Source organism: Desulfonatronospira sp. (genome assembly GCA_003563255.1).
Lineage (GTDB): Bacteria > Desulfobacterota > Desulfovibrionia > Desulfovibrionales > Desulfonatronovibrionaceae > Desulfonatronospira.
The window spans coordinates 1-6,384 of record PWSL01000074.1 but is presented as its reverse complement, the minus strand read 5'-3'; the positions used below and the strand labels follow the sequence as shown (position 1 = coordinate 6,384).

At 45.0% G+C, this 6,384-nt stretch carries 7 protein-coding genes; 1 reads left to right on the top strand and 6 read right to left on the bottom strand.

Annotation, left to right across the window (positions count from 1 at the left end; translation table 11 throughout):
* Positions 1–208 precede the first annotated feature (208 nt).
* From QZP87_RS02140 to QZP87_RS02130, 3 genes are all read right to left on the bottom strand, one after another.
* The gene (locus QZP87_RS02140; RefSeq protein ID WP_291321274.1) at positions 209–556 is read right to left on the bottom strand and encodes a hypothetical protein; all 348 of its coding nucleotides are present in this window, start codon (positions 554–556) and stop codon (positions 209–211) included.
* A 224-nt stretch (positions 557–780) separates the two neighbouring features.
* Positions 781–1,491, bottom strand: coding sequence for a hypothetical protein (locus tag QZP87_RS02135; protein WP_291321273.1), 711 nt, complete (start codon positions 1,489–1,491; stop codon positions 781–783).
* Positions 1,472–2,230, bottom strand: a complete 759-nt coding sequence (locus tag QZP87_RS02130) for a hypothetical protein (protein WP_291321272.1) — start codon at positions 2,228–2,230, stop codon at positions 1,472–1,474. The genes QZP87_RS02135 and QZP87_RS02130 overlap by 20 nt, the downstream gene beginning before the upstream one ends.
* 290 nt (positions 2,231–2,520) lie before the next feature.
* Here QZP87_RS02130 and QZP87_RS02125 point away from each other — a divergent pair, with 290 nt between their 5' ends.
* Complete coding sequence (locus QZP87_RS02125) at positions 2,521–3,357, top strand: hypothetical protein (RefSeq protein WP_291321271.1); 837 nt, start codon at positions 2,521–2,523, stop codon at positions 3,355–3,357.
* A 269-nt stretch (positions 3,358–3,626) separates the two neighbouring features.
* Here the strand turns inward: QZP87_RS02125 and wecB are convergent, their stop codons facing one another.
* The 3 genes from wecB to QZP87_RS02110 all read right to left on the bottom strand — a co-directional run.
* Positions 3,627–4,823, bottom strand: coding sequence for a UDP-N-acetylglucosamine 2-epimerase (non-hydrolyzing) (gene wecB / locus QZP87_RS02120; protein ID WP_291321275.1), 1,197 nt, complete (start codon positions 4,821–4,823; stop codon positions 3,627–3,629).
* Between the two features lie 55 nt (positions 4,824–4,878).
* Complete coding sequence (locus QZP87_RS02115) at positions 4,879–5,262, bottom strand: four helix bundle protein (RefSeq protein ID WP_291321270.1); 384 nt, start codon at positions 5,260–5,262, stop codon at positions 4,879–4,881.
* A 79-nt stretch (positions 5,263–5,341) separates the two neighbouring features.
* The coding region (locus QZP87_RS02110) for a DUF354 domain-containing protein (RefSeq protein WP_291321269.1) at positions 5,342–6,384 on the bottom strand (1,043 nt) is incomplete at its 5' end.

Below are 6,384 nucleotides of genomic sequence, written 5' to 3'. Positions count from 1 at the left end.
GGCCCCCAGGATATTGTAGGTCAAATCTTCATATTGCATAACGACCTCTCGCTAACTGAAAAGAATCATGACCACAGAACATGCGGAAAAGCACGGAAATTAAGTTCTATGCCGCGTAGCGTCGGAAGCCTATTTCCTGGCAGGCTCTTCTTTCCTGCCAGGAAAATTGTTTTTTCTTCCTTCCGTGTTCTTCCGTGTGTTCCGTGGGCTAATCTCTTCTTCTTCTCTTCACAACAACCGCCTTCACCAAGTTCTTCACATTCTGCCCTACGAGTTCCTTCAGCCACGGCTGATCATGCCACCGCTGCGGATGGACATTGAACATGATTCTATCCGGCAGATGCGTTTTGGTTCCGCGTAGCGGCGAAGCCTTATCCGCCGAGAGCTTTTCCCCGGCGGATAAATCATCCTTTCTGCTTTTCGTGCTATTTCGTGTGTTTCGTGGGCAAACCTCTTCCTCTTCTCTTTTATTCCAGCAATCCAGTCTGCCCGCAGTAGGCCTTAAGTATCGTAAACTCATAGCCACGGCTGCAATAGAAGTCGATCTCCCGTTCATACAAACCCGCAGCTCCCGGCCCCAGGTTGCGGACCTTGAGCCTGGAGCGCAGCACGTCTTTTAAAAAATAGGTAAATGGGTTTTTAGATCTTTTGTGGATAATTCTTTCTTCACCAGATTCATCGATGAATTCATTGGGATGGATGTCAAAAACAATGGGCTTGCCTGCAATGTCAACGCGGAATTATGAGTAATTCTAGAAAAGTTCCAGCGAAAGGAATCTGTCAACAAATTTCGTTAAGACCTTTCCTGAGATATCCAAGCAAGCTGTCATCTTCTGGCAGTTGATCAAATATATGCCAGGCTACCCATTCATCCATGAAATTCAAAGCATCCTGAGAAAGTCTGAACTCAGTAGGGTGAAAGGACTTGTAATGAGTACTGATGGGCTGGATATGATCTATTCTCAATACAGACTCTTCACCGCGGTCTATCGGCAATATATCCCAGGAGAATTGCGGAAACTCGCATTTGCGCAGGCGGGCTAAAAATTCAGGGTCAAATCCGGCCCTCTTTCCATCGGCAGTTCCACCATAGTAAGGAATTGCCAGGTGGGTAGCAGATGTTTGATATTTAGGCCTTCCCCTTGTTAATTCAGGAGGTACGCTTTGTCCCGCAAGGGCAATAAGCAGCATAGGTCTTTTTTTTGCCCGGTAGACAGTTCTTATCTCGCCTTCATAGCAGATGAGTCCTGCAACAGGAAGGGTGCGGCGTTCAAAGACTTTAGAGATATCTACATGTACAATCTCGCAATCGGCAAGCTGATGTTCCCTGTCGTCAGTTCTGGCAATGGGTTTCAAGGCACAGGGGACCTGGTCCACATGGGGAACAAAGGCCTTTATCAAACGTCCACGGCACAACTCACGTCCATCATCCTGAATCCACCATTCTTCAAAAAAAGCCTGGAAACTGTCATCAGGGTATTTCGGGATCATACCGGGCCTTTGATTTCCAGAAATGCTCACTGAAGGAACACGTGATCTTTCCTGAGGGAATTTCAGGCCCAGCTAGTTTTTCAAGAGTCTCAACACCCTCCAGAAAAACCTGATCATAACAGGGGGCCGGCTGTCTGGATTTTCGTCTGGCCGTTTCTTCCCTCTTTTTGGTCAACCTTTCCTGAAAGCCTTTTTTGAGCTTATCAAATTCAATCTTGCGCTTTTTTTTCTGCCTCGCGGTCAAGTCTTCGGCAGAGGTTCCGTCTTTCACCGGAGCATGGCTTACACCCGAACTGGAAAGATCCAGGTATTCTCCAGGTGCAGCATAAAGCATTGGGCGGGTTTGGTATACATGGTGCAAAAGTGACTCTGTATCATTTTTGAATCTTTTTACAGCGCCCTTGATGGCCAGGGCAATCATAGTATCTATCTTATTTTCTAGCTCAGTAATCAAGTCCCGGTCAGAAACAGACCACCGGGTAAAATCATCAAATTTTGTACTCTCGATCACCTTTTTTTCAGCCCCGATTGCCATGAGGGCCGGCTCGATCCTCCTGTTCAATTCTGCAGACCAGGGTCCAAAACGAAAAAATTGCCAATCAATGCCCGTATATGTTTTGCCAGCGCACCGGGTTGCATAGTCCAGATCAGCCAGATACATATATTTGATAAAGTGGATATTGCTCAGGTCCCTCTCATCCCAATCGTTTTCTGAGGCCACTGCTAGAATATATTGCAAGATTAAATCAACTTTCAGGATATTCATGGATAATATTATTTTAAAAATATTGGTTAGTTGAAAGATTGTTGAATAAAAAGAAGATATGATTATTATGTTAAGATACTGAAAAACAGTGTCAATCCAAGTCTGGGGCAAGCTTTATAAAGTCTTAACATCAACCATAAAGAAAGTCACGTGTCAAGACCAGGATCTTTGCCCTTTGTAGCCTGGTTAAGTTTTGCCAGCTATTATTTCAATTGGTAAAAATTTAAATAACCCCTTAATAATAATATCAATTCGAGGTTACTATGGACTTAACTTTATGGATGCCTTCCGTGGCAACGACCAGTATTTTGGCCTTAGGTCTTTTTCTCGGCCGTAAAATGATTGCATCTTTTCTCACAAAAGGCGTTGAGCATAAATTTAATTCAAAGCTGGAAAAACTTAAATCTGATCTTCGTCAGAAAGAAGAGCTGCATAAGCTAGAATTGCAATCCAAGCAGGCTGAAATCACTGCCCTGCGTGATTATGCTGTAAATTCAATGGCAACTAGAAACCAGGCTATGCATAAGCGCCAGGTTGAAGCTGTGGAACTAATCTGGTCCACTGTACAGGACCTTGCTCCAGCTAAACGTATTTCATCACTCATGGCTGTAATCAAGTTTGAACCTGCATTAGAAGAAGCAGCTAAAAATGAAAATTTCCGTCATTTATTTTCTATACTTGATGAAAAGCTTGACCCCAGCAAAACTGGTCAAAGCATGGCAGCAAAGGCTCGGCCTTTTGTAACCCCGATGGTGTGGGCCTTTTTTTCTGCATATGAAGCCATTGCCATGCTTGCGGTAATAAAACTGAAATTTTTTAAATCAGGAATCGGGTCAGAAAAATGGTTGAATACAGATGCCATGTCACAGCTAATAAAGACTGCTTTGCCTCATCAATCTGACTTTATTGATAAATATGGCCATGAAGGGTTTCATTTTCTCCTGGATGAGCTTGAGAATAAACTTTTGACGGAATTGCAAAAAATGATGTCTGGAGTAGTTCCCGACCAAAACAACCTGGAACAAGCAGCTAAATTAATCAATAGCTCCAGGGAAACCATGAATATGGCTAAGCAAAGTTATGACGAAGCAAATAGATAGAGCTGAAAAATCTACCAAAATCTATATTGATAATCAGGATTCTCCTGCATTATCCCGGCACTGTTCGGATAAGTCTTAATATTAATGAGCCAGGCAAAAAAGAAGTTATATTCCCATTCATTCCCATATCTCATTTTTCTCATAATGTGTGGTAAGTCATATATATTTCAGGCCTTGCAAGAAATGGGTAAAATAAGTTCTAAATTACCCATTTCAGGCATTGCGCGGAATGGGTAAGAAGCGTTTTGGTAATGGTTTCAGGATGTTGTTTATGATTTCTCGTATTCCAGGATCGCAACCAGACAACGCTTTGCTGTTTGGCCGTCCCAGAGCTTGGGACGCACAGGCCTGCGTTCTTCTTTCAGGGTCTGATGGTATGCCTGGCGTATATTTTCAATGGCATTGCCCACCAGAACACTGGCTCCGCCATGCTCCTTCAAAGTAACCGGGCGCTCTGTATTCCAGCGCAGGGTCAGGCAGGGAGTGCCAAGGACACAGCATTCTTCCTGCAGACCGCCACTGTCCGTGAGCATGATCCGTGCTCCCATGTTCAGCCGCAGCATTTCATGATAGCCAACCGGATATAAGAGGATCATGTTGTCAGTCTGAACCACCTGTTCCCACAGTCCGAAGTTTTTAAGGTTATTCTCAGTTCTGGGATGAATGGGCCAGATCAAGGGCATGTCCCGGCACACTTCATCACACAAAAAATCTATCAACGCCCCCAGAATTACCGGATCATCAACATTTGACGGTCTGTGCATGGTTATTACGGCGTAGCCGTCGGTTATCAGTTGTCGGTTATCAGTTATCTGTTGATGATCAAGACTGTTGTTTAGAATTATTTCATTGATGTCGAGAGCTTCAGCCTTCCCGCGCTGGGCTTCAAGCGTATCAATCATGATATTGCCCACAAACCTGATTCGTTCTTCAGACACACCTTCTTTGCGCAAGTTTTCTGAAGACAGCTCATCCGGGGTGAGCAAGAGATCTGATAGCCTGTCCGTGACCAGCCTGTTGATCTCCTCCGGCATGGTCATATCTCCGCTTCGAAGTCCTGCCTCGATATGGCAGCATTTTACCCATTCCTTTTTAGCCGTGACAGAGCAGGCCAGGGTAGCGTTCACGTCTCCCACCACCACGACCCAATCCGGCCTTTCCTGCTGCAGGACTTTTTCAAATTCCATCATGGTCTGGCCAACCTGCTGGGCATGCGTGCCTGACCCGACCCCGAGATTTATATCCGCTTTAGGAATATCCAAAGCCTGGAAAAAAGAACGGCTCATCTTGTCGTCATAATGCTGGCCGGTGTGGACTAAAATATGATGGAGTGAAGGAGGGATGGAGAGATGGAGCGGAGAAGAGGGGGGTCGCGCAGGGGAGAGGGAGGGATTCGGTGGTGAAGAAATATTGTTTGAATTGTTGTTGTAGTCTTCAATAGCTCTTATGAAAGGAGCAATTTTCATAAAATTTGGTCTTGCGCCGACTACTGAAATTATTTTCATAGAAAAATCTTCTTTATCATTGATTACTGAAACACCATTCATCAGGCTGCACTATCATTTTTACCAGCATACCCAAGATATGATCATATTCCAGGTAGAGTTCTTCATGTGTTGGCTGGTCCAAATATTTACAGGCAAGGGCATAATCAAGCCATACCTGTGTCTCTGCGGCTTCACATTCAGCATTGCCGAGTTTGGAAATAAAAGCTTTTGGATATCTTCTGGATCTGAACGCTTCTGCAATATTTGCAGAGACAGACCTTGAACTACGACGTATTTGATCAGTAAGGGAGTATCTCTCTTCAGCTGGAAAATTTTTTGAGATTTCAAAAATCCTCATAGCCAGATCGAAAGACTTCTGATAAACACGTAAATCCTTATGTGTCCTCACTTTTTCCACATCACACCCTCCATCTCTTTTTCCCTCTTTCCCTCACTCCGTCTCTCCATCACTCCTTCTCTCTTTCATACCTTAACCTTCATCTAAACCTATACTGAAAGTCTGGGTTTTCTTTAATGGTGCTGGCGCTTTCTGGGTAATTCTCAACAAACCAGGTCATAAACCTGGCCACATCAATTTTTTCCTCAAGCATTTTCTGCCTGCGCTCTTGAAAAAGATTTTTCAGACTATCAGTGTTTACGAGTTCTTGGACTATAGACAACAGCTTTTCAGGATCATCGGGTCTTATGCCAAATCCCAGCTTGTATACATCCTCAAGCTCAGCCAGGTAGCCTATCCGGCCCACAAAATCGTTGAACCGGACAAAGGGCGTGCCCAGGACTCCGGCTTCAGCGGCCATGGTCTGGCTGTCCCCGATATACAGAGAAGCAAACGCCATTACGTGATGAATATCCAGGGGGTTGATGGACATGCGGTATGGCTCGAACTCTGGATCAAGCTCTCTTTCGGAAGTAATGTACACTTGCCCCCTGGGTTTAAGGATCTCAATAATCTTCCAGGCCAGATCATTGCTGATGCCTTTGATGCCGGTATCATGATGGGCGGTGAGCCTGGCAAAGCGGATCAGGAAGTATGGTTTGTCAGCGGGAAAGTAGGACTCAACCACCTCCACGGACGGGGTGAAATGATTGGGATGAAGATAGGCCAGTTCATGATATCCTTCATATTTTATCGACTTTTCTTCCCACTTGCCGTTGTCGCAGACACGTGGAGAAAGAACATGAGTTGACCAAGGATAACTGATCTTACAGAAAGTGGATATCACGGCTGCGTCGTCTTCGTTCACATTTACAGAAGGAATACGAAGCATCGTGCCCACATGGCCGATCTCAGCGGATGTGCCCATGAGCAGGTCAGGGCGGTTGGAAAGGCAAAAGCGAAAAAGCCTCCAGTCCCTTTTCATGACTCCCAGAGCAATGCCCGCCTTACCATCACTGCGGCCCTCGGGCAGAATATTCAGATAATCCATGCCTGCACGCTGGAGCAGGTCCTCCAGAATGTCCTTTTTCTTAATCAGTACGAATACTTTATGTCCTTTCTCTTCAAGGTTCCTGATAGTAT